Below are 26,245 nucleotides of genomic sequence, written 5' to 3'. Positions count from 1 at the left end.
CACAATCATGACGAATATGATGCGATATATAGGCTTACTTGCGCTGGTAGTGCTGTTTGCTGCCTGTAGAAAGGATTTGGGAAATTATGAGTACAAAGAAGTAAATGCACTGGAGATCAGGGGGATTCCTGATACAGTAGTAGTGAAGCTGGGGACGATTGTTCCAATCAGGCCGGACCTGACCTTTACGCAGGATACCGTGGCCGGGCACTTTACCTACGAATGGATGGCCATTGACAATGCCACCGACAATAAATTCAGGCTGCTCGATACCAGCCGTAACCTCACGGTGGAAGTACCTTTACAGGCAGGCTACTACAATGTATACTATACGGTAAAGGAGAAGTCGACCGGCATTACCTGGTCCAAAAAATTTGTGATGAGCGTAGTAGGGGCCCTGGGCAAAAAAGGCTGGTTCTTTATGTCCGATGTGGATGGTAAAACCAATGTACAATTTTGGGAAGAAGATATGGCACAATTGGGCGTATATCCGATCAGGCATACGGACCTGCTGAGTAAAATCAAAGATCCGGTGAGTGGCAAACCTTTGACCCTTGAAGGAAAGCCAAGGTATTTGAACGTGACAAATTTAAGCGTCAATGTAGCTGAAACAGGCTATAAATACTGGTTGTACCTGGGTTCCGAATTTTCTGGTGAGAAGATCAATATCACCAATGGGTTAATCTGGAAGAACCCGAGTTACTCTTTCCGTTTCGAAACGGCAAATTTATACCCTTCCAATCCATTGTGGGTACACAGTCAGGGTGCTGGTGTGGCTTATGCTTACTATGAAGGGCAGTTGTATAAATCCTACTCTGTAAACAAGGAGGTTTTTGGTATTCCTATTAACCGGCTCAATACCGGGGAAACATTTAAGATTTCTCCGTATATGGCCGTACCGTTAAACATGCAGGAACTGCTGTCTATTGTGTATGATGTGGACAATAAGCGCTTTATGAAACATTACGGTGCTGCTACCAGTTATATGACGGCGCTGCTGCCCAAAGTGGGTGGTTTTGATCCCAATAATGTAAATATGGATCTGGTGTATATGGCGCACACGGCAGCCTTCGGCGGCCAGGCAGTGGCAGTGCTGAAAGACGCAGCCAATAAGAGGTTTATTGCCCGCATTACACTTACTACCAGTGGTACTACTTCAGCTGAAAAACTGGAAGAAGTAAATCTTCCGGAGCTGGCAGCAGCTGATCATTTTGAAGTGGATATCCGCTACGGATTCCTGATCTACAGTGTAAAGGAAAAGCTGTATGCCTATGATATGGATGCTAAGAAGCAATGGCTGCTGCGCGACTTCGGCGCAGGCGCCGAGATAACGATGCTGAAGTCGGGAATGGACTGCGTATTGCCTTCCTGGGCAGCGTATCTGTTAAGGCCACAAAATTATAACCGGGCGCAGATCGAGCCACCGGTAGTAGGCCTGATGGTAGGGGTGTTCAATCCCGCGCAAGGCCCCATGGGAGGAAAGGTAGATATTGTGAATATGGAACTTGCCAGCCATCCAAGTTATTATACATTTAGTGGCTTCGGCAGGGTAGTGGATATTGAGTATATCAATCTGTAGAGTACTCCTTTATTAAATGCGGATGCTGCGCGCAGCGCGGCCCCTCCTCCGTGAGGCCGAAGGCATCACGGGCAATCGCTTTCGAACAATTGCAAAAAAGATCACCACTCAGACGAGTGGTGATTTTCTTTTTAGGGTTTAACTCCTTAACAGGAGTGTGCTTCTTTTCGGGCTTCCATAGGTTTGAGTCCCAGCGTTTGCAACATTTGCATATCTTCATCCACACCCGGATTTGGCGTCACCAGTAAGGTCTGACGTTCTCCGGTGAAAATGGAGTTGGCACCTGCCATAAAGCACCAGGCTTGTTCTGCTTCGGTCATTTCGATGCGGCCTGCGCTAAGTCTCACTACGGAGGCTGGCATAATAATTCTTGCTGTTGCAATCATCCGGACCATATCCCATATGTCCACCTTAGGGTTATTTTCCAACGGTGTTCCTTTTACCCTTGCGAGTGCATTTACCGGTACAGATTCCGGATGCTTAGGCATGGTAGCCAGTGTGAGCAGCATGGCCATGCGGTCGTGATGGGTTTCACCCAAACCGATGATGCCGCCGGAGCATACGGTAATACCGGCTTTGCGGACGTTATTAATGGTATTGATTCTGTTATCGAATTTGCGGGTAGAGATGATTTCTTTATAATATTCTTCGGAGGTATCCAGGTTGTGGTTGTAGGCGTGCAGGCCTGCTTCCTGCAGGCGGATGGCTTGTTCCTCCGTGAGCATACCGAGAGTACAGCATACTTCCATGCCCAGTTCATTCACCCCTTTCACCATGTCAATTACTTTGTCGAAGTCGCGGTTATCCCGTACCTCTCTCCAGGCGGCGGCCATGCAGAAGCGGGTGGAGCCGGTGTCTTTTGCTTTTTGTGCGTGGGCTATCACCGTTTCTACCGGCAGGAGGGCCTGTACCTTAATGTTGGTATGGTAGCGCGCTGCCTGTCCGCAATAAGAGCAGTCTTCCGGGCATCCACCGGTTTTAATGGATAATAAAGTACAAACCTGCACTTCATCAGCGGCATGGTACCGGCGGTGTACGCCGGCGGCCTGGTATACCAGTTCCATCAGCGGGAGGTCGTAAATGGCCTGGATCTCTTCTTTGGTCCAGTCGTGTCTGATTTCAGCTGTCATGCTTCCTTATAGATTTTAATTTCGTATATGCTTAGGCGTAGATATTCAATTCTTCTTCAATGGCTACCAGCCATTTTACAAACAGGCCGTTTTCCAGCTCCTGTATATGGCGGGCGTGGTGTTCCCAGTCGCGTGAAAATGTTTTCAGCTGGCTGATCATTTCTTCCAGGTGGCCTTCTTCCTCCACGATGATGGACCTTACCATCACCTTGCTGTTGGCCTGATCCAGTGCCTGTTGATATACCGGGTACAGCTCATCTGCCCGTACTTCTATAGCATATGTTACAAAGAGATAAGCGGCATTTTTGAGCGCCTGCCCGCTAAGGCTGAATTGTTGCTTCAGGTAACGGGAGGTAAGCAGGTCCAGCGAATGGAGATAATGGCGTGTATGCGTGGCAGCGAGTAACTCGTGTGGCAGGTAGGTTTTACACAGCTGCGCATCCAGTTTCAGGATCTGCTTTTTCAGGTAATAGGCATGGCGGTGTTCCTCTGCAGCATGCTTCAGCTGAATCAGATCTACGCTGGTAGGATGCTCACAGCCGGATATTTTCCTGGCGCCGGCATTTTCCATGAACGACAAGGTATTGAGCCACCGGGCGTGCAGGTGAGGCTGCCCTACTATATGTTGAAGTAATTGATGCATAAGTTGCTGATTTTCGGTTCAAATGTAATGGCTTGCCGGATGGTCAAACTAGACCGGATTTTATATTTCAGCTAGTCCGGATAAAAGCTTTATTTTGCCGGACTATTAAAAAATTGCAAATATGGGTAGTCCGGTGAGCGTGCCATACGAGAGTTTTGTTCAGATCGACCGTGAGTCAGCCACAGCAGTGTATATTCAGATCGCCAACCAGCTGGTAAACGCCATCCAGCGAGGATACGTGGTGCCCGGCACCCGGCTTCCCGGCACCCGCGAGCTGAGTGAACTGCTCCGGTTACACCGCAATACCATCGTGGCAGCCTACGAGGAGCTGGACGCCCAGGGCTGGGTGGAGTCCCGCCCCAACAAAGGCACCTATGTCATCGGCAACCCGGAAGCGAAGCCCCGTAAAATACGTGCGACGGAAGAAGTACCGTTGGTGCAATACCCCACCAGCACCGGCTTCTCCTTTAAAAAATCCAGTTTACTGGATAGCCCTTTCGAACATGCCGCCTGTGAGTATATTTTCAATGATGGTACGCCGGATATCCGGCTCACACAGGTTGCCCACCTGTCGAGCCTCTACAGCGCCAACATGAAGCGCAAAAGCAATCACCGCAAGCTCGGCTACTATAACCACGACGGGAGCGAATTCTTCAAACGGAATTTATCCAATTACCTCAACGTTACCCGCGGCCTTCACATCTCCCCCAACAACCTGCTTATCACCCGCAGTACGGAAATGAGCGTGTACATTACTTCCGAAATATTATTATCTAAGGGAGATATTGTGCTGGTGGGTGCACTAAGCTATTTTTCTGTGAACATGATTTTCCAGAAATCGGGGGCGAGGATCATGCCAGTGCCTATCGACGAAGAAGGAATTGACGTGGACGCCGTCAGGGATATTTGTACTCGCCAAACGATCCGGATGCTCTACATTACGCCGCATCATCATTATCCCACCACGGTAACGCTCAGCGCACAACGGCGACTCGCATTGCTCAACCTCTCCGCTGAATTCGGGTTCATCATTCTGGAAGACGATTACGACTACGATTTTCATTATGATAAAAGCCCGGTGCTGCCGCTGGCCAGCGCAGATAAAAAAGGTATGGTGGTATACATCGGCGCCTTCGGGAAATCGCTGGCCCCGGGTTTTCGTACAGGCTTTATCGTTGCACCGGAAAACCTGATGGTGGAAATGCGCAAACACCTTGGCATCATCGACCGGCAGGGGGATATCCTCATGGAACAGGTACTGGGTGAAATGATCGAGGAAGGAGAAATTCACCGCTACCTTAAGAAATCACTAAAAGTATACCACGAACGCCGCAACCACTTCACCAGCCTGCTACAGCAGCACCTGGGGGATCACCTTCATTTCCAACAGCCCTCCGGTGGCCTCGCCGTATGGACGGAGTGGAAACAACCCGTCAATCTCTTTCAGCTGGCAAAAGAATGTGCGAAAAATAATCTCTTTATTCCTAAAACCCTGTTGTATCAACACAGGCAACTATCAGGTATGCGCCTGGGTTTCGGACACATGACCTTAAAGGAAGCAACTGAAAGTATAGAGATTTTGCGGCATTGTTTGCAGTGAGTTTATTTGCTTTAAATCCCGGTGTAAATTAGCATTTACAACCGCGCCGAAGGCGCGGCACCTTCCCCATCGCTGCCGAAGGCAGCGATAACATTCCAATAAAAAAGAAGGCACCTCCTCTCATCGTGCTGCCGAAGGCAGCGATAATACCTTAATAAAAAAGAAGGCGCCTGAAATAGTTTCAAGCGCCTTCCTCATTAAAAAAAAATATTATTGATACACCCGCACCCAATCTACTATCATCTGTACCGGCAGCTGCTCCGGATGTACTTTGCCTACCCAGTCGCCTCCTAACTGCTGATCAATCAGGATATAAAAAGGCTGATCATACGGCCACTGCGAAGGGTCTACGCCCTGCACACGGGGATAGGTAAACGTAGTTTTTCCATTGAGCTGAAACTCAATCCTGTCCGGATACCAGCTGATACCGAAGGTGTTGAACGCAAGCGGGTCCAGCTTGGCGGTGCCGCCATGAGGTGGATTTTTATCCTGCTTAAGTTCCAGCGTATACCAGGAGTGGGTGGTTTGGTAGATAAGCTGATCGTGGTTAAGATGCTCCATGATATCGATCTCTCCGTTTTTCGGGTACTTACCGTATTTATCCTGTTCGGCCAGCATCCACATGGCAGGCCAGGCTCCCTGGGCGCCTTCCAGCTTAGCACGGATTTCTATCCTTCCATACTGAAATGCAAATTTACCTTTGGACCAGATGCCGCCTGTTAGGAAAGGCCGCGGATCAGCCACAGTATCCGGGTTTACGATCCCACGGAGGTAGAGCAGGCCACTATCCAGCCGGTAGCAGGCTTCGTTGCTGCTCATATGTTTGCCCCAGGCGGCGTTGTTAGGAGGGATGCGTGTCCACCGGGAAGTATCCAGTTGTGGCTGGTTAAATTCGTCCTGCCAAACGAGTTTCCACGTTTTGTGTTCACGGCCTTGCTTTTGCACGTAAATATGCTGGCGATTGCCGCTGCGGTTCGTTACCTTACACGAAGAAATGGCTGCTACGGCGAGCAGCATCAGGAGTATGCGTTTCATTGTCAACTGTATATGACTTGAAAGATAACTCATTTTATTTTACTCGTTTTAATGGACATGAACATTTGCAGTAGCACGGAAGTAATGATCAGTAGCAGTCCTGTGTAAAATGCCATATTCAGTTGTTTCCCTTCCTGGAAAAAGAGGATGGCCAGCAATATGCTGTATACCGGCTCCAGGTTAAACGACAGGCTCACGGTAAAAGCAGAAATGCGCCGCAGGGATTCGGCTACCATCACATAAATGGCAATGGTGCAAAACGAAGCCAGGATCAGGAGATAGCCGATGTCGGTGCCGGTGGGTATTAGCTTCACGGCTATCGGTAACGTATATACGTACACGGGTATCAGCAGTCCAATGCCCAGCGTGATACCGGCCATCTGGTAATAGTTGATCATAGCAGCATCGTAGCGGCGGATCAGCTTTTCGTTGGTCAGCATATACAGGGAGCCGAATACGGACGAAATAAGGCCCAGCGTAATGCCCAGCCGGTAGCTGGTATCAAAGTGGAAGATGAGTCCTACGCCAATCACAGTGAGTAAACTTAGCAGCAGCTCTCTTGCAGAAAAGCGCTTTCCTGCTACCACTGGTCCCAGTAGGGCGGTAAAAAATCCCGAGGTACAAAAGCATATCACGCCGATACTGATATTGGAATATTTGATGCTGGCGTAAAACAGCAGCCAGTGCAGCCCCGGTAGCAGCCCGGAAGCCATCAGCTGCCATTGCTGTTTCCGCTCATATACCATAAACTTGCGGCTGCCCTTCAGAATAAGGTAGAGCAAAATCATGGAAAATAAGGCCCTGAACCATACCAGGCCAATTTCATTAATGGAAATGAGTTTGCCGAATATGCCTGTAAATCCTGCCAGGATGACTGCAATGTGCAGCAGCAGAAATGATTTTTTCATAAAAATTTAGGTAGATGCCAGTGCCGCTCAGGCACGACAATAAGTATCAGTAAAAATGATGAAGTCGGAAAAAGTCTGTAAAAGTAGGTGGAGCTGAATAAGAAGTTGGGCTATTTATCAGATAATACGTCAAAACAAAAACAACAAAACACAAGTCTTTGCTGCTTACCTGCTTTGCTGCTCCTATGTTTGCAACAAACAACAAACAACAAAACACAAGTCTTTGCTGCTCCTATGTTTGCAACAAACAACAAACAACAAAACACAAGTCTTTGCTGCTTACCTGCTTGGCTGCTTTGCGAGCAAAAAAGATCGCTCCCCTGGTGCCGAAGGCACCATCAGCGAAATAAGTCTCTGCGAGCAATAAACATCCGATCACCTGCCAATCGCAGGTAACAAGTAGCAAAGAACAAGCTTCTGATTCAGCTTAGCGGGCTACTACTGGAGGAGGAAGTGTACCTAAAAATAATGGTTTCGCCATAGTTCCAAAAATAGACATTCCTTTCCGCAATCCAAAGGGCTTAAAACTTTATTTTTGCTGCAATCTGTAAACACGCATGTTCGAAGATCCGCATTTCTCCAGGCAATATGATCATTTGTCGCCCAACCTCCGCATCATGACGGATGTATTGGCTATTTATATGTATCCCATTGACAAACCTACGCTAAACGCTGCCATGGCTACTTTGCTGCCACTGCAGCCGGTGGTGGTGGGGGAGATGTTACAGCAGCTGGCGGACATTGGCATCGTTGTAAAAAACGTTTCCGGCAGCTTCCTGCTGCCATTGGAGTATTGCCTGCAATTATTTCCTGCGGTGATTATGCAACCGCACTATCAGGATATGCTGCGGGCTGTTCCTGCCAACGATTTTCATTTTTACAGTACACACGCCGCCTTGCAGGAAATGCAGCGCATACTGGTAGCCTATTTCATCGGCGACCGCTCCCTGCTCCAGCTGCCAGTGCGGAAAATGGAACAAAACCTGACGGAGTACCTGCCTTATTTGTCGTGCCTGGCTGGCCGTACTGCCTACAAAGGTATCCTGCACTTCTTCTCCGAAAACGCCGTGGCAGCAATGTTTAGCTGGTCCTTGCGATTCCAGGAGCAGCTTATGCAGCCAATCACAGTGCTAAAGGAATTACAGGAGGAACTGACGCCGTTCAGCACCGTTCGTATATGCCCCGAAGTAAGCCTGCTGGATGGTAGCCTTGCGGCTATTCCATCTCCCGAAACAACAGACGAGCACTTTCAACAGGCCGTATGGCTGTTGTACCACGATACATCCGCCAAAGCGCGGCAAATGTTTGAGCTGGGCATTAAAAAGCAACGCAGCACCGACAAGAAAAACACGCTGCCAACTACTGCCATCTATGCTTTTTATTACGCCTGCTGCCTGGCGCTGCTGCCGCCTGCGGATAGTAGTCCCCTCATACAAAAAATTACCACGCATTACGAGCGCAAGCCCTTTCCGGCAATCGTGCCTGCACTGGCCCTGCTCTACCTCCACATGGGTAAGCGGGAGCGGGCAGAAAACCTGCTGGAAATACTGTTCGAAAATGCCGCCAGGGAAGCCGATAAACGCCTGATGGCCCTCCTGGGCTACCTGGCGCTGAGGTGGTATCACCCTAAAAATAAACTCCTGGTATTACACCAAACTTCCCGGCGCGTGCTGCTGGCAAGGGCTGTGGCCAATGGATACGGCTTGCCGGCATTCGAATACTGTTACCACACCAGGGATGAAAACTACGACGGTTACCAGTCGTTTTACGATGAATTTGCAGCCACTACCGGCTTAAAGCCATTGGGTGCTTCTGCCGACCAGGTGCCGGAATGGGAGCGGGTGCTGAATTCACTCCTGGGGCATGAGGAGAAGAAAAGAGAAAAAGCTGCGGTGCCTTATCGCATCGCTTACCTGCTGGACCTGCAACAGTACACCATCCAGCCGGTGTTGCAGCAATTTAAAGACGAAGTGTGGAGTAGTGGCCGCCCCTTGCCGCTGAGCCGCCTCAAAGATGGCAGTGCAGAAGGGATGACGGACCAGGACCTCCGTATTGGCACCGCCATACAAAAGGTGAGTTATTATAATACAGGATCGGATGGCTGGTCGTTCGAGCCCCGCGTATGGCAGGAAATGGCAGGGCATCCGCTGTTGTTTGATATTAACAACGGCGCCCCCGTTGAAGTGGTGAAAGGTGTTCCTGAAATCAACGTGATCACTAACGCTAAAGGGTATACGATTTCTACCAACATCCATGATTTCAACACTCCCATGATTTTTATCAGAGAGAGTAATACCCGCCTCAAAGTGATTGTACTCAATACCTGGCAGCAGCACCTGTTGCGTACCTTGCACCAGCTGCATACGATTCCATTAACCGGCAAGGATAAACTCAACGCAGTACTGCAACAGGTAGCTACCCACCTCACCGTACATGCGGACATGCTGGAAACACCAACGGATATACGCAGCATCACCGCGGATGCAAGGATTGTAGTGCAGTTGTTGCCGGTAAACACCGGGCTGAAAGCGGCCTTTTTTGTAAAGCCCTTCCGCAATGATCCGCCTTATTGCAAACCGGGACTTGGTGGCCGCGCGGTGCTGGGCATTATGAACGGAGAGCGCTGTCAGGCTCGCCGCAACCTGGATCAGGAATTAGCCAATTACAAGGAACTCCTCGGTTACATTCAGTTGGAAGTGATGCAGGAAGTAGATGACGACCAGATCATTTTTGAAGATGCCATGGATTGTCTGCAGCTGCTGGAAGTAATCCGCCTCCATCCTGACATCGCCGTGGCTGAATGGCCGGAAGGGGAGCGCTACCGCATCCGCCAGGAGCTGGATGCATCGCAGCTGCACATCACCATCAAAGAAAAGGATCATTGGTTTACTGCCGATGGCAGCATCCGGGTCGACGAATACACGGTGCTCACCCTGAAAGAACTGCTGGATACAAACCGCCTTAAACATAATCGTTTCTATACACTCAAAAACGGGGAGATCGTATCGCTCACCGATGGTATTCGCCGCCGCCTTCAGGAGCTGGCTACATTTACCATGGAAGAGAAAGACCAGCTACGTATCCGCCCTATGATCGTGCCTTTTGCTTCCGAAGCCCTCATGGACCTGGAAGCCGTAAAAACGGATACTGCCTGGCGCAACATGCTCAAAAAGTGGGAACAGGCAAAGGAGTTGAAAGTGGAAGTCCCCGCAGGATTACAAACCTCCCTGCGCAGCTACCAGGAAGAAGGCTTCCGCTGGATGGTGCAACTGGCTTCCTGGGGTGCAGGCGCCTGCCTGGCGGATGACATGGGCCTCGGCAAAACCATACAGGCGTTGGCGTTACTCCTGCATCGGGCACCACAGGGGCCTGCCCTGGTAGTATGTCCTGCCTCTGTGTTGCCCAACTGGATCAGCGAAGCCAATAAGTTTGCGCCTGCATTGAATGTCGTAGATCTCTCCTCAGTTAATCGTGCAGCTATAATAAAAGAAGCAACGACCTTTACGGTAGTGGTAACTACTTACGGGCTATTACATTCTGAAGCGCAGCTGCTGCATAAAAAGGTATGGCACACCGTAGTGCTGGACGAAGCACATATCATTCGCAATGCCGGTACCCGTACAGCTAAAGCTGCCTATGGCCTCGATGCTCATTTCCGGCTCGCGCTCACGGGAACCCCTGTACAAAACAACCTGGGAGAGATATGGGGGCTATTCCGCTTTTTGAATGAGGAGCTGCTGGGCAGCCAGGAGTACTTCAACAAACAATATGTATTTCCATCTCTCCGGAATCCGGAAAGCCCGGTGAAGAAGCAACTGAAAAAATTGTTGTCGCCTTTTATGCTCCGGCGCACCAAAACCGCTGTATTGGAGGAGCTGCCTCCAAGTACTGAAATAGTAAAACTGGTACAGCAAACTCCGGAAGAAGCCGCCCTTTATGAAGCTGTGCGCAGGAAGGCATTAGAGTCGCTCCATACCCGCGAGGATAATATTGGGCAACGCCACATCAAAGCACTCGCTGAAATCACGCGGCTGCGACTGGCTGCCTGCAACCCTAAACTGATTGATAGCAATATGGATATACCTTCTTCCAAGCTGGAGGTATTTATGGAGATTGTAGAGGAGTTGTTGCAAAATCAGCACAAGGCACTTGTGTTTAGCCAGTTTGTAATGCATCTGGATTTAATAAAGGCGGCACTGCTGCAAAAAGGGGTTAAGTTTTTGTATTTAGATGGGAGCACCCCGGTGGCTACACGTGCATCGCTGGTGAAACAATTCCAGTCAGGAGCGGCGGATGTATTTTTAATCAGCCTGAAAGCAGGAGGACTGGGCCTCAATCTCACTGCAGCTGATTACGTCATCCACCTGGACCCGTGGTGGAATCCCGCCATCGAGGAGCAGGCTTCCGACCGGGCAAGGCGTATTGGTCAAACAAGACCGGTAACGGTATATCGTTTAGTGACTATGCATACCATCGAAGAAAAAATCCTTACCCTGCATCATACCAAACGCGCCCTCGCGGATCAGTTGCTGGAAGGAACGGACCAATCGGTGAAGCTGTCGGCGGAGGAGCTGGTGCAGTTGATAGAGAGTTATTAATAGGTAGGTACTGTGCCACTGCTTTCCTTGTCATATCTGAAAAACGGCATTGTCAGTTATCGTGCCATTATGATAATAATTTATTAGCAACAGCGTGCATCGAATTTGAATTCAATATGCATAGCGGCGTAGAGACGGCTGGCTAGCCGTCTCCTCGCTTTGTGACCTCCCCGATGACACCGAAGGTGTCATTGGATAACCTCAATCAAAATATTTATTGTACCCCATCACCCTACTCGATAAGTAGAGTACAATTTAACAGATGTTTATCACGCACGATAAAATCATGTTGAATTTTTTTATGGAATTTTGACCGCGTTGCATCTAATCAATGCGTGTGTGTGCGGGAACTGTGAATTCCTTATTAACCTGTAACCCGTTAATGAAAAAACTTTTTTTCCTGGTTGCTTTGTTGTTTACCATACAAACAACCTGGGCGCAATCCGCGATAGTAAAAGGGAAGGTGGCGGACACCCTGAATCGTGTCAACCTTTCCAATGCGGTGGTAGCTGTACTGCATGCGAAAGACTCCATCCTGTACCGGTTTCAACGAACCGCCGGAGATGGGCGCTTTGAACTTAAAAACCTGAAACCCGGCCAGTACCTGGTCATGATCACTTACCCGAAATTTGCGGACTATGTGGAGTCGGTAACGCTTACTGACAGTACCCTGCATAATATGGGTAATGTAAATATGATCCAGAAGGCAAGACTGCTGCAGGAAGTGGTGGTGAAGCAACAGGTCGCGGCTATACGCTTTAAAGGCGATACCACCGAGTTTAATGCCGACAGCTTCAAAACCGCTGCCAATGCTAATGTGGAAGAGTTGTTGAAGGTGATGCCTGGTATACAGGTCGATAAAAACGGACAGATAACCGCCATGGGGCAGCAGGTCAAAAAAGTGCTGGTGGAAGGGGAGGAGTTCTTTGGGGATGATCCTACACTGGTAACTAAAAACCTCCGCGCGGATATGGTGGATAAAGTGCAGGTATTCGATAAAAAAAGTGAGCAGGCTGATTTTACCGGTGTCGACGACGGTGAAAAATCCAGGACCATTAACATCACCCTGAAAGAAGACAAGAAGAAGGGCTATTTCGGGAAAGCCAGTGCCAGCGGCGGTACCCATGGCTATTTTGATACGCAGCTCATGGCCAACCTCTTCCAGGGCAAACGCAAGGTAGCAGTGTTTGGCATCGCTTCCAACACCGGAAAAACGGGACTTAACTGGGAAGAACGGGATAAGTTTGGACAGAGTAATGCCGATAATATGAGCTACGATGAAGTTGGCGGTTATTATATAGGCTATAACAATGATGATCTGGGTGGCTGGGACGGCAGGTTTGATGGCAGGGGATTCCCGCTGGCACAAACAGGCGGGGTGCACTACGAGGACAAATGGAACCAGGATAAGCAGCGTATGGCCGCTAACGCGAAAGGTTTGCGCATGGATGTGGAACAGTGGTCCGCCAACCTGAATCAGAACGTACTTAATAATACCGTGCAGTATTCCAAAGATACCAACACCAGCAAGGTACTGGATAAGAAGGTCCGTGCTGATGGTATGTACGAATGGAAGATCGACAGCATGGCTACTGTAAAGTTCAACGTACAGGCAGGGCGGGATAATCATACCAGCTTTTCCCGTACCAAAGGGGAGGTAACAAATGAAAACGATCAGTTGCTCAATGAAAATGAGAACAATACCAGCAGCGATGGGCAGCGCGATAAATTTGGTACCAACTTGTTATGGAAGCAGCGTTTTCAAAAAAAGGGGCGAACCCTTTCCGTCAACTTATCGCAGAATTATGAGAAATCCAACAGCAATATGTTGCAGCTGTCCCATGCAAGTGTTTACACCGCCGGCGTGCTGGATTCTGTATTGACAGTCGATCAGCATAAACTAAATACCAGTGAAGAATCCAATATCGGTGGCAACGTAACCTATACGGAGCCTTTGGGGAAAAACGGGTTAATGCAATTCTCCTATAGGCTGCAGCTGAATAATAACCATTCCGGCCGAAGTTCCTATAATAAGGCGGACAACGGAAAGTATGAGGAGCTGGATTCTCTTTACAGTAATGACTTTCAATACAATGTAGTCACTAATTCAGGCGGCCTGGCCTATAACTATAATTACAAAAAAATCCGTTTCAACATTGGTACTAATGTAGGTGCAACGAAGTATCACCAGGATAATATGTTTACCGGTACTACCTGGGATCGCAGTTTTATCAACTGGAATCCGCGGGCGCGTATAGGTTATCAGCGTCGCCAGCAACAAAGTATCTCCTTGTCATATAACGGGTATACCCGTCAGCCGGATGTGAATCAGTTGCAGCCACTGGTGTCCAATGATAATCAGATCAATATTGTGGTGGGTAACCCGGCACTGAAACCCTCATACTACAGCTCCATGAATTTAAATTTCAGCGACTATAAGGTGTTCACGGAGCGGAATCTTTGGGTAAGCCTCAATTATAGTTTTGCCTTGAATGATTTTGGTAATGCAACGGAGGTAGATGCCAGTGGGCGAAGCAAAAGCATGACGGTAAATGTGGATGGCAACCGCAGTATCAGGTACTGGATGTCGGGCGAGTGGAAACTGAAGTGGAAAGGGGTACGATTTGGCGCAGAGTCCAATGGAGAAATGGGCAGGCGCACGGACCTGGTAAATCTGGTAAAGAATATCTCCAACACCTATAACGTTGCAGCATTGGTTTCCTTAAGGAAATTTGAGGAGAAGAAATATGAAGCATCCATACGTGCGGGCGCTCGTTATAATAGTACCGTGTCGTCCATACAGCAATCGCTGACCACTACCTATTGGGAGTTTCCGCTGAATGCCAACGTAACGGTTACATTGCCCTGGAAACTGCAGTTAAATACAGATATGGATTATACTATACGGCCTAAAACTGCGTTGTTTGCCATGAATAACAACATGGCTATCTGGAATGCCGGCTTAGGTAAGAAGTTCGGAAAGGGCGATGCCTTTGAGCTGAGGTGTTCGGTAGAGGATTTGCTGAAGCAGCGCCGGGGGATTAATCGAAACATGTATGGTAACACGGTATCGCAAAGCACGTATGGTATCATCGGCCGCTATGCCATGGTTACTTTTCTCTGGAATTTTAACAAGTTTGGTGGAAGCACTGCCGCCAGCAAATAGTTTTTTTATGAAGATGAAAATGCTTTTAGGAATACTGTTAAGTATGTGTTTAGGGCAACTGGTGAAGGCGCAGGAGGCAATGTTTTTTACTACCGGAAGGATTGAGTTTGAGAAGCGTACCAATGTACATGCAGTGCTGAAGGAGATGAATAAAGATGATCCTGATAATGGCTGGGTGCAGTTACAGTTGCAGCGTTTGCCCCAGTTCACCACCCAGTATTTCGACTGCTGGTTTACTGATTCCATAACGCTGTACAGGCCAGGCAGGGAAAGTCCGGATATGAAGAATGCCCGGGAGTTTCCGGCAAATGACAACATTGTGTACAATGTGCTCAGCAGCGGCCGTACCGTCTCCCAAAAACATGTATTCGAACAAACTTTTCTGATCCAGGATAGCCTGCGGAATATCAGCTGGAAGATCACGGATGAAAGAAGGAATATTGCTGGGTTCGATTGTCGCCGCGCAAATGCCGTGATTATGGACAGCATTTACGTGGTGGCATTTTTCACCGATCAGATCATTCCTCCCGGCGGGCCAGAATCCTTTACAGGCTTGCCTGGTATGATATTAGGCGTGGCGCTGCCCCATGAGCACATTACCTGGTTTGCTACCAAGGTGCTGGTGGAATCCATCCCGGCGGATCAGTTGTTACCACAAAAAAAGGGAAAGAAGGTTACCCGCGAACAACTACATAACGACCTGTCAGCTGCGTTGGCAGAAAAAGGTAATTATGGTAAATATTACATCAAATTTGCGGAGTTATAAACACCCTTAAAATCGCTGAAAGCCTCCGTGAACCGGGGGCTTTCTTGTTTTTGAGAATTGTTCTGTGTGTGGATAAATTTATTTATTTGGTGGATAAAAAACTAACATTTAAATTTGGAGTCCTGCGTAATTAGAACGATTTACTCCTGAGCATTGACCTCTAGCATCATTCAAAGTTCTTAGTCGAAAAGTAGCCTGTATCAATGTATTTATAGTAATCATATTTCTATTGATAAAAGATACTTCTTTTTCGTAACGTGGAATTATAATGAATGACTGCGGAGTGATCCCACTCCGCAATTCTTTCTGACATAACTTTTTCAATATAGTAACTCAAATCTGACAAGTCAGTAAAGGCTTGCTGAGGAGGATTTTATCTAATCTAAAAAATGCGTGTGAATGAAATAATATTTTACTAGACAGAGATCTAAGCCGCAATGTCGTTTAAATTCAATGTAACCGTAGCTTTAAGTAACCGCGAAACTGGAAGCGATACGTCACAGCGAATAGCAAGTACTACATCAGGCTAAGCCGGGTATTGTTGGTTTCTATTATTACGTCGGCATCTGGTAATCATATGAAGACCCTTTTATTTGTTAGAGCCCCGGAAGTATTGATCAGTGCATGCAGTTACAACAACGGTAAACATTCCGAGCATTTTTTTCAGGCTAAGTCGTGCCTGCGGGTGATATGCGCCAAAGGGCGTTGGATCTCAAACAACCGATCACCACAAAATTTATGACCATGAGAAATTTGTTTTGTTTGTTGGTAGTATTGTTAGCCACCCTGGGAGCACAAGCCCAAACTGTTCAGGTGGCCATGCCACTGGAGGGAGAAGATATCATCACTGAGATCTTCGGCAAAAACAAAGATGCCCTGATGAAGGATTACCTGCGCATTTCACCTGTAGAAACAAAAGGGTTCCAGGAAGCCCTGATGGATTATGAAACAGATAAGCAGCCATGGCAGGCCGAACGCCTGGCCCTGCTGAGAATGTACAACGAGGAATTCACATCGCTGGACGAAAAGAAACTCAATTCATTAACCAAACAAATGATGAACAACGACCTGGAATATAGCCACCTGCAAATGCGCTATTTCCGGCGGATGAATAAGTTGCTGGGCGCTAACCGTGCAGCTAAGTTCTTCCAGCTCGACAGCTATTTCGAACAGTCCACCAAGTCTTATATACAAAACAACTTACCTTTTATTAAGGAGTTGGAAGCGGGCCGGCTGGTATATTTCCGTGAAAAGCCGATTACCCGTCGCTGATTGTTCCCCTTTGAAAAAAGAAGTCCGTTGCTGTGTTTACAGGAACGGACTTTCTGTTTTAATTATTCTTCCACATAGTCTTCACTGACCGGCAGCTGCTTGAATTGCTGATACAGGTGTTCCGGCAGCGTCCCCAGTTTCCGCTTCGCCACATCTATCCAGGCGCCGTCCACATTAATGGTGGCTGCCTTCACGCCGTCCTTCCTGTAAATCTCATGGCGGATGGACCATCTGCTGCCATCTTTACGGGATTTAGTCATCACACAGGTCACTTTCAGGTAATCATTGGGGCCTACCTCCCGATGATAAATCAGCTCTTCCCTGAATAATATAGGGCCCAGCTTCAGTGCCACCAACTCTTCTGCCTTCATTCCCAGTTTATCCAGCATATTTAATCGCGCCTGCGCCGCAAAGTCGGCATAAGCGCTGTGCCGCATGTGCATATTCGCGTCTAATTGTGCCCATAATACGGGGCCTTCGAAATAAGTTACCATGATTAAATTTACGAAAAATGAAAATTACTCCTTTCATGCTGTATTTTTGTACGCAATCACCTTCTCTCTAAACCAAATTTTGACCCACTCACTATGCAATCCTATGTTCGCAGCTTTTCGGAAACTGATCGTACCATGCTTACTATTGTCGGCGGTAAAGGTGCCAATCTCGGAGAACTTACTACTATCGCGGGTGTAAACGTGCCACCGGGATTTTGTATCACTACTGCAGCATTTCAACAAGTGATGGCAGCATCTCCCTCCATTCATCAGCTACTGGAACAGTTAGCCGGTTTAACCATCCACGATCATGCAGCAATCCATTCCATCGGCACTGCATTGCGCCTGTCTATTGAGGAGGCCGCTATGCCGGCGGATGTCAGCGCCGCTATCCGTCAGCATTTACAAGGCCAGGAAGCGGTTCCGCTGGCGGTGCGTTCCAGCGCCACCGCAGAGGATTTGCCTACCGCCTCTTTTGCAGGTCAGCAGGATACCTACCTGAATATTACGGGTATTCCCGCAGTCCTGCAATATGTCAGCAAGTGCTGGGCCTCCTTGTTTACGGAGAGAGCTATTATCTATCGTATCCAACATGGTTTCGACCATCAAAAAGTGCAGCTGGCAGTGGTGGTGCAGCAAATGGTGTTCCCCTATGGGGCGGGTATTATGTTCACCGCCGATCCGGTAACAGGCAACCGGAAAACTGTTTCCGTAGATGCCGGCTTCGGACTTGGGGAAGCACTGGTATCAGGACTGGTAAATGCTGATCACTTTAAAATACAGCAGGGTAGGGTTATTGCCAGGGAGATATCAGCCAAGCAACTCGGTATTTTCGCGGCGCCGGAAGGAGGCACGCGGCAGCAAGCCATTGCGCAGGACCAGCAACAGGTATCGGTGCTGACCGATGCACAGCTACTGGCATTGGAGCAGCTGGGTCGAAAAATTGAAGCTCATTTCGGCCAACCACAGGATATCGAATGGTGCCTCGATAATGATACTTTCTTTATTGTACAAAGCCGCCCTATTACCACCTTATTCCCCATTCCGCAAGTGGAGGATGATCTTTTTCATGCCTATATATCCGTAGGCCATCAGCAAATGATGACCGATGCCATGAAGCCACTCGGGCTCTCTTTGTTTCAGCTTACCACACCACGGCCCATGTACGAAGCCGCAGGGCGTTTGTTTGTAGACGTGGCACCCGACCTGGCCGTGCCTGCCCGCAGGGCAATGTTCACCGGCGTGCTGGGTAAATCGGACCCACTGATTAAGGATGCGATACTTACCCTGCTGCAACGAGCGGAATTCCAGGTGGACAAAGCTGATACCATTCCCGTGCCCATGCACGACTACAACGTCAGAATAGATTATGATCCGCATATTGTAGCGAAGCTGATCGCTGCCAACGAGGCAGCAAGCAAACAGCTCAAAGCTGACATCAAAGGCAAAACAGGGCTGGATTTAATTGATTTTATCCTCACGCATATCAGGGAATCGGCTAAGGTATTATTCGATCCGCAAAGCCTGAATGTAATCATCACAGGTATGAACGCTGCTACCTGGCTAAATGACAACATCGAGGCATGGCTGGGGGATAAAAATGTTGCGGATATCCTCACCCAATCCGTTGCCAACAACGTCACTTCCGAAATGGGGCTCGAGCTGATGAACGTTGCCGATGTACTTCGCCCTTATCCGGAAGTAATTAATTTCCTGGAACAAACAACGGATAGTGGTTTCCTGGATCAACTCCCTGCCATACCGGGAGGGCGGGAAACCGCCGCTGCCATTACAGCGTTTCTGGAAAAATATGGCATGCGCTGCGCCGGTGAAATAGATATCACCAAAACCCGCTGGGCCGAAAATCCTGCGATCCTCCTGCCCATGATCCTCAATAACCTGCATAACTTCCCTCCGGGCGCAGCTGCACAAAAGTTTGCCCAGGGCCTCAAAGCCGCCACTGAAAAGGAAAAGGAACTGCTCGATCGCTTACAGCAGCTGCCGGGCGGCGCGGAAAAAGTGGCAGAAACAAAACGAATGATTGAATTGGTTCGCCAGTACAGCGGCTATCGTGAGTACCCGAAATACAGCATCATTAGCCGCAACTTCGTATATAAGCAGGCGTTAATGGGCGAGGCTGCACGGCTCCGGCAAGCCGGTGTTATCAGTGACGTGGAAGATATTTTCTATCTCAGCTTTGAGGAACTGAGGGAGGTGATTCGCACCCAACAAGCGGATCACGCACTCATCCGGCAACGCAGGGAAGTCTTCGCACAATTCGAAAAGCTTACCCCGCCACGCGTAATGACTTCCGACGGCGAAATCATAACGGGTAAATACACACGTGATTACCTCCCAGCCAATGCCATCGCAGGTCTGGCAGTATCCTCCGGGGTAGTGGAAGGGCGTGCCCGCGTAATCCTGGACCTCGCTGAGGCCCGCCTGGAAAAAGGTGATATCCTGGTAACGGCCTTCACAGACCCCAGCTGGACACCAGTTTTTGTAGGCATTACCGGGCTGGTAACAGAAGTAGGCGGGTTAATGACGCATGGTGCCGTAATAGCCCGCGAATACGGCCTCCCCGCAGTAGTGGGTGTGCAGGATGCTACTAAGCTGATAAAAGACGGACAATGGATAAGGGTAAACGGTACGGAGGGGTTTGTGGAAATCTTACAGGAATAAGATCCTGCGAAGCTGTTAGTTACCTTTATTTAGCTACCCAATAAATCAAATACAGCCAGAAAAGTCCTTTTAATAAAAAGAACATAAACCCCCAAAAACCGAGGCGCTTCAGCCATTTGATGATCTTTTCCTTTCGAGTGGTAGTTTCCATTACTAATCGAATTTGCTACGCATAGGTGTATGTCAAAAATAGGAATAATTATTATTGCTCGCTTCACTGGGGAAGGTAAAGCGTACAACCACGCTCACTTTCTAATTCATTCCGGATGTACAGGGCGCAGGCCCTGTACATCCGGAACCAGAGGTGACAAAAGCTTCAGGGAAAATTATTGCTGCTTTAAATACATCTGCTCAATCGCAGCAACATAACGCCCCAGCTCCAAGCCATCATTCTGATTCCCCAAAATCACAATAGATAAACGTGCCTCCGGGTATCTTACATAGTAAGAAGAAAATCCGGTAGTACCGCCCGTATGTACGTAACGCTTCATCCCATATTTCTCTTCAATTTCCCAACCATATCCATAGCCCAACGTAGGGCTAGGCCACGCGCCAGGCGTAAACATCTCCTGGAGCAAAGCAGGTTGTAATAACCGGTTTGTATAAAACGACTGATCCCACTTATAAAAATCATCTACGGAAGAGTAAATGCCGCCATCTCCCAACAGGTAACTATATCTGCTTTGGTCCATCTGCTTCAGCTGTCCGTCCCGTAAATTATAGCCATAGGCCCTGTCAGGAATGTTTGCATCTGGTGCATTGGTGGTAGTATGGCGCATTTTCAGCGGCCCAAAAATTTCATCTTTCAAAAACTGCGCGAAAGGCTTGCCGGATACTTTGGCTATTATCAGCCCAAGTAATACATAGGCAGTATTGCTGTAGGAGAATTTACTGCCTGGGGTAAAGTTGGCCGTGTCCTGCCGGGTCACCAGGTCCAGCACATCCATATCAGAGAGGGGAGTGGTGCGCGATTGCGGCATCAGATCGCTATAATCTGGTAAGCCTGCGGTATGGTGCAGCATGCGCCTGATGGTTACCTCCTTCCCGTACGGTGGAAAGCCGGGAAAGAATTTGGTAATCGGATCTTCCAGCGATAATTTCTTTTGTTGAACCAATATCAGAACTGCCATAGCTGTAAACTGCTTGGTAACGGAGGCAATGCGGTAATTGGTAGCAGTAGTGGCGGGCGTTTGTTGTTCAATGTTGGCCAGGCCAAAGGCTTTTTTGTAGCTCACCTTCCCGCCCTTGATCACCAGCACACTGATGCCGGTAGTGTTTTGCAGGTTGTAGCTGCTGAAGAGACTATCGATGCGCTGGTTGAGCTGGGCTGAAACGGGTGTGGCAGCAACAAATAGTAACAATAGGATACCGCTGATGGCGAGTTTCATAATACAAATTGGCAGGTGGTGAAGCAAAACTCACGAAGTCGTTCTCCTATGTAAGATATAAAAAAAATGGTACGGTCATTAATGGCCGTACCAGCGTAAGTTACTGTACAGAAGTAATCCAAAACGAATTATCATTCGTGTCCTGCACGCCGCCACTGCGGCCGTAAGGCTGGTCAGCCGGCTCCATAATGCTGGTGGCACCATGCGCCAATGCCTTTTTAAAAGTAGCATCCGCATCAGGTACGTAAATAAAGATTCCTGCGGGCTGCGGTCCATACTCTTTGGTGGCATTGCTGAACATAATAGTGGAGTTGCCCACCTGCACTTCCGCATGGCGGATAGTTTTACCGTCCGGCTGCATGGACTTGTGGGAAACGGTGGCGCCAAATACCTGCTGCATAAATTGAAGGAATGCGTCTGCATCCTTAAGGATCAGGTAGGGCATAATGGTTTGGTGTCCTGTAGGAATGTTCATAGCTCAGTATTTTAATGAATATTGTACCACAAAACTAGTACCACCGGCATCCGCAGAATTGTAAAAAACCGACATTATTCCATCCAGTCGGTAGCGCCCGATTTACCGGAGAAATATATCCTGGGGTGTTGCCCTGAAAAACGGCTGAAGTCGTGTATGAAGTGTGCCTGGTCGTAATAGCCACATTCCAGTGCCAGGTTGGTGAGAGAGATGTTTTTATCCCCGTAGCGTTTCATCGCACCATGAAAGCGGGCAATGCGGGAAAATAATTTAGGCGTAAATCCTGTGTAATGGCGAAACTGCCGCTGAAACTGCCGTTCTGAAATATAGTGCGTAGCGGCCAGGTCGGCAATGCTATGCTGCCCATGTGCATTAATAATACCTGCAATCGCTTTGAATACCGGTGGCTCCGGTTTTTCCGTTACGGCGAGGCGGCGCAGCAGAAACTGCTCTATCAGCTGAATGCGCTCGCTGTTGCCGGCAGCGTTGAAAATACTTTCTTCCAGCGCTACTGCTTCTGATTTTAACAGCGATTGCAGATCCGGCATCTGGTTCGTGACTTCCGCCGCAGGTATACCAAATACCAGCGGTATTGCCTGGGGGTACAGGTATACGCCAATCATACCAAAACCATTGTGGATGCTGAACCTGCTCACCTGTGCACTCTGTCCGTGTATGCCGGCAGTGAAGCTGGGCGTGGCACTGCCATCTCCCAAAATTTCATTAAACCGCCCGTTGTAATGAAACAGCAGTTCCGGGCACATATCCGCCAGGGAATGGTGGGTATAGCCATCCTCACTTTCCAGTATCCAGTAAAACCGGACGATGTGCTGCAGGCGTGCTTCAGGAAAAACGGTCAGGTATTTCATACCCTAAAGGTAGGGAAATGCTGGCTGTAAAGTCCTATATTTACAGCCTTCGGCCAACCAATTATGATGAAAAATTTAGTGACTTCCCTTTTATTGCTGGCGGCCGCACCGCTGGCATATGCGCAACAACAGTCAGCCGCTGTACCCATAACGGCAGGCGTTTCCAGGCAGCTGGCAGACCAGCGTTTTAAAAACATCAGCAACATTCACTATGCGCTGTCGTTTACTTTTCCTGCCAGTAAAACTGCGGTTATTCCTGCAAAAGAGAAAATTACCTTCTCCCTGAAAAATGCAGGGCAAACTTTACAGCTCGACTTTAAACAACCTACCCAGAGTATTACTGCACTGGTGGTAAATGGCAAATCCATTACGCCTGCGGTGCAGGAAGAACACGTGGTAATTGAACCCTCGCTGTTAAAGCAGGGCAAAAATGAAATTGAATTAACCTTCCTTGCCGGCGATGGCTCCCTGAACCGCAATAACGAATTTTTATATGCCTTATTTGTGCCCGACAGAGCGAGGTTTGTATTCCCCTGCTTTGATCAGCCGGACCTGAAGGCTACCTATGATCTAACAGTGGCTGCCCCTTCCGCATGGACGGTGCTGGCCAACGGTACTACGAAAGATAGTGTGGTAAACACCGACGGCACTACTACCTGGCATTTCGCCACCACGGAAAAACTGCCTACCTACCTGTTTTCCTTTGTAGCAGGTATGTTTAAATCCGCCGTGCAGGATATCAAAGGCCAGCCAGTAACGCTGCTGTACCGCGAAAAAGATCCGGGCAGTAATATCGACAGCATTTTCCGCCTGCACCGGGAATCCGTTAGTTTCCTCGAAAAATGGACGGGCATTCCATATCCGTTCCAGAAAATGGGCTATGCCGCAATTCCGGATTTTCAGTTCGGGGGCATGGAACATCCGGGGGTAGTACACTATAAGGCCTCTTCCTTCTTTTTACAAAGTCCTACCAAAGATCAGCTCCTGTCCCGCACCCAGCTGATTTCCCACGAAACGGCACATATGTGGTTTGGCGACCTGGTGACCATGAAATGGTTTAACGATGTGTGGATGAAAGAAGTGTTTGCCAACTTCATGGCTGATAAGGTAGCAGAGGATATACTGGGGTCCGAGCAGTTTAACCTGCGTTTTCTGCAGGATCATTACCCGCGAGCGTATAATGTAGACCGTACGAAGGGGGCCAATCCTATCCGCCAGCAGCTGGATAATCTGAAGGATGCAGGTACCATGTACGGCGATATTATTTACCACAAGGCCCCTGTGATGATGCGGCAGATAGAACTATTGATGGGCAAGGATAACTTTCGGAAAGGTGTACGTGAATACCTGAAAAAATATGCCTACAGCAATGCTTCCTGGGACGACCTGATTGCCATCCTCGCCAGGTACACCAAAAAGGACCTTTATAAGTGGAATGCTGTTTGGGTAAACCAGCCACACCGCCCGGTGTTCGATTATCAAATTTCGTATAGCGGTAACCGGATAAAGGACCTGGAACTCACACAGCATCCGGAGTTTGGTGGTACAGATGTTTGGCCGCAGCTGTTTGATATCGCTTTCGTATATCCGGATGCTGTTAAAACTATTCAGGTAGACATGAATGCCGCACGGCTGAAGGTCAAAGGGGCTGCCGGATTGCCAAAGCCGCAATATATCCTCTTCAACGCCAGTGGACTCGGTTACGGCCTGTTCCCGTCTGATACAGCCATCAATCCACACCTGTTTACCACCGGTACCTCACTCAACCGGGCATCGGCTTACCTGACGGCCTATGAAAATATGCTGGCAGGGCGTTATTATAAACCGCAACAGCCCCTGCAACTTTTCGCCACCGGTCTTGCTATTGAAAAGGAAGAAACCAGTATCAAACAGCTTACAAATTATATCAGCGCCCTTTATTGGGAATTCACTACACCGGCAGATCGAAATGCTTTGGCAGCGGCACTGGAAAACCAATTATGGGCTGCGCTGGAGCAACAGCCATCCGGCAATAACCGTAAATTGATTTTTAAAGCCTATCAGGATATCTATACTTCGGTGGAAGCAGGGGAGCGCATGTACAAGATTTGGGCGTCGCAACAAGCGCCGGAAGGGGTTAAGCTGGCAGAGGAAGACTATATCTCCCTGGCACTTACCATCTCCCTGAAAAATGATACAGCCATCAGCGTTATACCACAACAGATAAGCCGTCTTAAGGATGAGGATAAAAAAGACAGGCTGCGGTTTCTGATACCTGCATTATCTGCCGGTGAGGCCGACAGGGATCAGTTTTTCGCTTCGCTGCGGGAGCGCGAAGGCCGCAGTAAGGAAGCCTGGGTGGTATCCGCATTGTACTACCTGCATCATCCACTCCGCCAGCAAACCTCCAGGAAATATCTGCCGGAGAGTTTGCAGCTGCTGGAAGATATTCAGCGTACCGGCGATATCTTTTTCCCTGCCAACTGGCTGAATGCGATTTTTGGGAATTACCAGGATGCGGAAGCCTGGAATATGGTACAGGTTTTTTTAGATAGCCATCCTGATTATAATCCTAAGCTGAAAGCGAAAATTTTGCAATCTACGGATAACCTTGCCCGTGCGAGGCAGTTATTGAAATTATAAACAGTAGCCGGGAGTGCGTGAGGCACCGCCTCACGCACTCTTGGATCACCAGCACCGCAGGTGCTGGTGATCCAAGAGCCAAAAAATGTAACTCCATTTAATTCCACTTTTAAACTAAATCAGTCGTCAGCTGTTTCATGGGGTAAACCCTTATGATATGCCTGGAAACCAAAATCGAGTTCCTACAGGTATTGTTGCCCTCATTATAACGCTATTGATTGTATTTTCAACAACCCTGAAGGCACAATTTACTATCCGCGAAAGTTTTGGTGAAAATAATCTTCTGTCGCCCCGGCTGGTTATGGGAGGAAGTGCTCAGTTAACTGCTGCTGCCGGTATAGATCCATTAGGCAGCGGATGGCTGCGACTCACCGGAAATACTACCAACCAGGTAGGTTTTTGTTATGTAAACCAGGGCTTTCCTTCTGACTTGGGTTTGCTAATAGAATTTGAATATACGGCATGGTCACCTACCGCAGCGTCACGCCCTGTAGCAGATGGTTTTAGTATGTACCTGTTCGACTCCACCTATGGCCCTGGTAATTTTCAGATAGGGCAGGACGGTGGTGCCTTGGGATATGGGGAGGTAGATCAGGCAACCCACCCTACCGGATGGACACTGGGTCCAGGGCTTACAGGAGGGTACCTGGGTTTGGGCCTGGATGAATTTGGAAACTATTCAGTCAAACAAACAACGAGTGATAATACCGCACCTGGTTTGAGGGCACACACCATTGCCCTGCGTGGCCCTACTGCCAGTCATACATCATATATCACCGGCACTGGTGCGAATTTAGGCGGTACGGTATACGCCGGGCAAACCATCAGCTACCCTGGAGTGGCTGCCAGCAGGCCTACTTCATCCTTGTTTTATCGTAAGGTTCAAATCCTGTTGGAGAAGGTCGGCACAAACTACCAAATCACTGTTTCCATGCAGGTTGCAGAATCCGGCTCCATGCGTGCGGTATTTGGACCTATTACCCTTACCACCCCCCGCCTCCTTACCTAAAACTTGGCT

Annotated in this window: 17 protein-coding genes; 9 read left to right on the top strand and 8 right to left on the bottom strand. The window is 48.6% G+C overall.

The features are described from left to right. The first annotated feature begins 16 nt into the window (after positions 1–16). On the top strand, positions 17–1,579 hold the full coding sequence (locus tag BUB18_RS05190) for a PKD-like family lipoprotein (protein WP_178372090.1): 1,563 nt from the start codon (positions 17–19) through the stop codon (positions 1,577–1,579). Positions 1,580–1,725: 146 nt separating this feature from the next. On the opposite strand, the gene bioB is transcribed toward BUB18_RS05190, so the two are convergent. Both bioB and BUB18_RS05180 read right to left on the bottom strand, forming a co-directional pair. Next, positions 1,726–2,709 carry a biotin synthase BioB gene (gene bioB / locus BUB18_RS05185; RefSeq protein WP_073078773.1) on the bottom strand — a complete coding sequence of 328 codons (984 nt, stop codon included), beginning with the start codon at positions 2,707–2,709 and terminating at the stop codon, positions 1,726–1,728. Between the two features lie 31 nt (positions 2,710–2,740). Next, on the bottom strand, positions 2,741–3,352 hold the full coding sequence (locus BUB18_RS05180; protein WP_073078772.1) for a hypothetical protein: 612 nt from the start codon (positions 3,350–3,352) through the stop codon (positions 2,741–2,743). A gap of 121 nt (positions 3,353–3,473) precedes the next feature. On the opposite strand from BUB18_RS05180, the gene BUB18_RS05175 reads away from it, so the two are divergent. Beyond that, positions 3,474–4,952 carry an aminotransferase-like domain-containing protein gene (locus tag BUB18_RS05175; RefSeq protein ID WP_073078770.1) on the top strand — a complete coding sequence of 493 codons (1,479 nt, stop codon included), beginning with the start codon at positions 3,474–3,476 and terminating at the stop codon, positions 4,950–4,952. 210 nt (positions 4,953–5,162) lie between these two features. Here the strand turns inward: BUB18_RS05175 and BUB18_RS05170 are convergent, their stop codons facing one another. Next, on the bottom strand, positions 5,163–5,987 hold the full coding sequence (locus BUB18_RS05170; protein WP_073078768.1) for a glycoside hydrolase family 16 protein: 825 nt from the start codon (positions 5,985–5,987) through the stop codon (positions 5,163–5,165). Positions 5,988–6,016: 29 nt separating this feature from the next. Beyond that, positions 6,017–6,895, bottom strand: a complete 879-nt coding sequence (locus BUB18_RS05165) for a DMT family transporter (protein WP_073078766.1) — start codon at positions 6,893–6,895, stop codon at positions 6,017–6,019. 557 nt (positions 6,896–7,452) lie between these two features. Here BUB18_RS05165 and BUB18_RS05160 point away from each other — a divergent pair. The 4 genes from BUB18_RS05160 (at position 7,453) to BUB18_RS05145 (ending at position 16,697) form a co-directional block, all read left to right on the top strand. Beyond that, entirely contained in the window at positions 7,453–11,493 is a 4,041-nt protein-coding gene (locus BUB18_RS05160) for a DEAD/DEAH box helicase (RefSeq protein ID WP_073078764.1), read from the top strand. A gap of 382 nt (positions 11,494–11,875) precedes the next feature. After that, complete coding sequence (locus BUB18_RS05155) at positions 11,876–14,659, top strand: TonB-dependent receptor (protein WP_073078762.1); 2,784 nt, start codon at positions 11,876–11,878, stop codon at positions 14,657–14,659. A gap of 7 nt (positions 14,660–14,666) precedes the next feature. Next, positions 14,667–15,425, top strand: coding sequence for a GLPGLI family protein (locus tag BUB18_RS05150; protein WP_073078760.1), 759 nt, complete (start codon positions 14,667–14,669; stop codon positions 15,423–15,425). Between the two features lie 744 nt (positions 15,426–16,169). Then, positions 16,170–16,697 carry a hypothetical protein gene (locus BUB18_RS05145; protein WP_073078758.1) on the top strand — a complete coding sequence of 176 codons (528 nt, stop codon included), beginning with the start codon at positions 16,170–16,172 and terminating at the stop codon, positions 16,695–16,697. Positions 16,698–16,759: 62 nt separating this feature from the next. On the opposite strand, the gene BUB18_RS05140 is transcribed toward BUB18_RS05145, so the two are convergent. Then, positions 16,760–17,191, bottom strand: a complete 432-nt coding sequence (locus tag BUB18_RS05140; protein ID WP_073078756.1) for an acyl-CoA thioesterase — start codon at positions 17,189–17,191, stop codon at positions 16,760–16,762. Between the two features lie 93 nt (positions 17,192–17,284). Between BUB18_RS05140 and rph the strand changes: the two genes are divergently transcribed. After that, positions 17,285–19,873, top strand: a complete 2,589-nt coding sequence (rph, locus tag BUB18_RS05135; protein WP_073078755.1) for a rifamycin-inactivating phosphotransferase — start codon at positions 17,285–17,287, stop codon at positions 19,871–19,873. A gap of 326 nt (positions 19,874–20,199) precedes the next feature. Here rph and BUB18_RS05125 read toward each other — a convergent pair whose 3' ends face one another. The 3 genes from BUB18_RS05125 to BUB18_RS05115 all read right to left on the bottom strand — a co-directional run bounded on the left by BUB18_RS05125 (position 20,200) and on the right by BUB18_RS05115 (position 22,605). After that, positions 20,200–21,261 carry a serine hydrolase domain-containing protein gene (locus BUB18_RS05125; RefSeq protein WP_073078751.1) on the bottom strand — a complete coding sequence of 354 codons (1,062 nt, stop codon included), beginning with the start codon at positions 21,259–21,261 and terminating at the stop codon, positions 20,200–20,202. Between the two features lie 100 nt (positions 21,262–21,361). After that, positions 21,362–21,736: a VOC family protein gene (locus BUB18_RS05120; RefSeq protein WP_073078750.1), complete on the bottom strand. Its 375-nt coding sequence runs from the start codon at positions 21,734–21,736 to the stop codon at positions 21,362–21,364. 74 nt (positions 21,737–21,810) lie between these two features. Further along, positions 21,811–22,605 (bottom strand): DUF6597 domain-containing transcriptional factor, encoded by a 795-nt coding sequence (locus BUB18_RS05115; protein ID WP_073078748.1) that lies wholly within the window; start codon positions 22,603–22,605, stop codon positions 21,811–21,813. Between the two features lie 63 nt (positions 22,606–22,668). On the opposite strand from BUB18_RS05115, the gene BUB18_RS05110 reads away from it, so the two are divergent. Together BUB18_RS05110 and BUB18_RS05105 are read left to right on the top strand one after the other, a co-directional pair. Then, positions 22,669–25,227, top strand: coding sequence for a M1 family metallopeptidase (locus BUB18_RS05110; RefSeq protein ID WP_245805616.1), 2,559 nt, complete (start codon positions 22,669–22,671; stop codon positions 25,225–25,227). A 157-nt stretch (positions 25,228–25,384) separates the two neighbouring features. Continuing rightward, positions 25,385–26,236, top strand: coding sequence for an L-type lectin family protein (locus BUB18_RS05105; RefSeq protein WP_073078744.1), 852 nt, complete (start codon positions 25,385–25,387; stop codon positions 26,234–26,236). The last annotated feature ends 9 nt before the right edge of the window (positions 26,237–26,245 follow it).

Source organism: Chitinophaga jiangningensis, assembly GCF_900142605.1.
Lineage (GTDB): Bacteria > Bacteroidota > Bacteroidia > Chitinophagales > Chitinophagaceae > Chitinophaga > Chitinophaga jiangningensis.
The sequence above is the reverse complement of the archived record's forward strand: the minus strand, read 5'-3'. Positions and strand labels throughout refer to the sequence as shown.

Bases quoted from the DNA above. Each gene is read 5' to 3' on its own strand.
- BUB18_RS05190 (WP_178372090.1), top strand. From the start codon at position 17: ATGATGCGATATATAGGCTTACTTGCGCTGGTAGTGCTGTTTGCTGCC.
- bioB (WP_073078773.1), bottom strand. From the start codon at position 2,709: ATGACAGCTGAAATCAGACACGACTGGACCAAAGAAGAGATCCAGGCC.
- BUB18_RS05180 (WP_073078772.1), bottom strand. From the start codon at position 3,352: ATGCATCAATTACTTCAACATATAGTAGGGCAGCCTCACCTGCACGCC.
- BUB18_RS05175 (WP_073078770.1), top strand. From the start codon at position 3,474: ATGGGTAGTCCGGTGAGCGTGCCATACGAGAGTTTTGTTCAGATCGAC.
- BUB18_RS05170 (WP_073078768.1), bottom strand. From the start codon at position 5,987: ATGAAACGCATACTCCTGATGCTGCTCGCCGTAGCAGCCATTTCTTCG.
- BUB18_RS05165 (WP_073078766.1), bottom strand. From the start codon at position 6,895: ATGAAAAAATCATTTCTGCTGCTGCACATTGCAGTCATCCTGGCAGGA.
- BUB18_RS05160 (WP_073078764.1), top strand. From the start codon at position 7,453: ATGTTCGAAGATCCGCATTTCTCCAGGCAATATGATCATTTGTCGCCC.
- BUB18_RS05155 (WP_073078762.1), top strand. From the start codon at position 11,876: ATGAAAAAACTTTTTTTCCTGGTTGCTTTGTTGTTTACCATACAAACA.
- BUB18_RS05150 (WP_073078760.1), top strand. From the start codon at position 14,667: ATGAAGATGAAAATGCTTTTAGGAATACTGTTAAGTATGTGTTTAGGG.
- BUB18_RS05145 (WP_073078758.1), top strand. From the start codon at position 16,170: ATGAGAAATTTGTTTTGTTTGTTGGTAGTATTGTTAGCCACCCTGGGA.
- BUB18_RS05140 (WP_073078756.1), bottom strand. From the start codon at position 17,191: ATGGTAACTTATTTCGAAGGCCCCGTATTATGGGCACAATTAGACGCG.
- rph (WP_073078755.1), top strand. From the start codon at position 17,285: ATGCAATCCTATGTTCGCAGCTTTTCGGAAACTGATCGTACCATGCTT.
- BUB18_RS05125 (WP_073078751.1), bottom strand. From the start codon at position 21,261: ATGAAACTCGCCATCAGCGGTATCCTATTGTTACTATTTGTTGCTGCC.
- BUB18_RS05120 (WP_073078750.1), bottom strand. From the start codon at position 21,736: ATGAACATTCCTACAGGACACCAAACCATTATGCCCTACCTGATCCTT.
- BUB18_RS05115 (WP_073078748.1), bottom strand. From the start codon at position 22,605: ATGAAATACCTGACCGTTTTTCCTGAAGCACGCCTGCAGCACATCGTC.
- BUB18_RS05110 (WP_245805616.1), top strand. From the start codon at position 22,669: ATGATGAAAAATTTAGTGACTTCCCTTTTATTGCTGGCGGCCGCACCG.
- BUB18_RS05105 (WP_073078744.1), top strand. From the start codon at position 25,385: ATGCCTGGAAACCAAAATCGAGTTCCTACAGGTATTGTTGCCCTCATT.